Source organism: Bradyrhizobium algeriense (assembly GCF_003062295.1).
Lineage (GTDB): Bacteria > Pseudomonadota > Alphaproteobacteria > Rhizobiales > Xanthobacteraceae > Bradyrhizobium > Bradyrhizobium algeriense.
Map to the genome: position 1 here is coordinate 1 of NZ_PYCN01000152.1, position 1134 is coordinate 1134.

The 1134-nt window shown below is 60.1% G+C and carries 2 pseudogenes; both read left to right on the forward strand.

Going from position 1 to position 1134, the window contains the following annotated elements:
- Positions 1 to 148: 148 nt before the first annotated feature.
- Positions 149 to 923, forward strand: a pseudogene (gene tnpC, locus C7G61_RS42810) (IS66 family transposase); the annotation flags it as partial.
- 67 nt (positions 924 to 990) lie between these two features.
- A pseudogene (locus C7G61_RS42815) lies at positions 991 to 1134 on the forward strand (IS66 family transposase zinc-finger binding domain-containing protein); the annotation flags it as partial.

A 1134-nucleotide genomic window follows, 5' to 3' on the forward strand; every position in this document is an offset into this window, starting at 1 on the left:
GATTAGGCTCGATAGGAAAGACCGAAATTATGCGCAGTTCGCCAGCCGGAAGTCGTCCGAGAATCCCATGGATATCGGCTCCTGTTCCTGCGAGCTGCGCATAATCACGGGGTGTGCATAATCCCGCTTATGTAAATCTCTACATAAGCGGGACGATCGTCCCTTCGGCGGTCAGGCGTCGCCAGCGGCGGTCTATTACGCCTCCGGCGACCGACGAGGTGAGCATCCACAAAAACATCTGGCCCGGTTCAGTGGAATCCTCCAGGCGGACTGCTACAACGGCTTCGAGCCGCTGTTCGATCCGAAGAACGAAAGCGCTGCCGATCACGCCGGCATTTTGCCTCGCGCATGCGAGGCGAAAGTTCTTCGAGCTGGCCGACATCGCAAAAAATGCCCGGGAGGGCAAGAAGGGTAGGCCGATCTCCCCGATAGCGCTGGAGGCGGTCAGGCGCCTCGATGCACTCTTCGTCATCGAGCGCGAGATCAACGGCTTGACCGCCGCCGAGCGGCTTAGCGTGCGACAGCAAAAGAGCAAGCCGCTGTTCGATGCGATGCACGAATGGATGACCACCGAACGCGCCACACTCTCGCGCTCCTCCGCGGTTCGCGAGCCGATCGACTACATGCTCAAGCGCTGGGCCGACTTCGCCCGCTTCCTTGATGATGGCAGAATCTGCCTGACCAACAACGCTGCGGAAAGAGCGCTGCGCGGTATCGCTCTCGGAAGACGCAATTGGACCTTTGCCGGTTCTCAGCGCGGGGCAGACCGCGCCGCTGTCATGCTGACGCTTCGTCGGATGCGTACTGTTCTGGCCCGTATCGCCGATCTGCCTGCCTCGCGCCTGCACGAGCTGCTTCCTTGGGAATGGAAAAGGCTACGCGCGGTCGAAAAAACCTCTGATCAGCGGTCCGTCGCAACCTGAACGTCTCAACCGGCTAGCGACCATCATAACCCAGACCGTCTATGCGCGCGCGTAATCGTTGCGCGGCCTTCGTCGTATGCGTACTGTCGTAATCGATATCGAGAGCCACATCTGCCCTTGCTGCGGCGAGCGGCTGCACAAGATCGGGGAGACCGTCAAGGAAGCCTTCGACGTCATTCCGATGCAGTACCGGGTCAAGCGCATTGTGCGT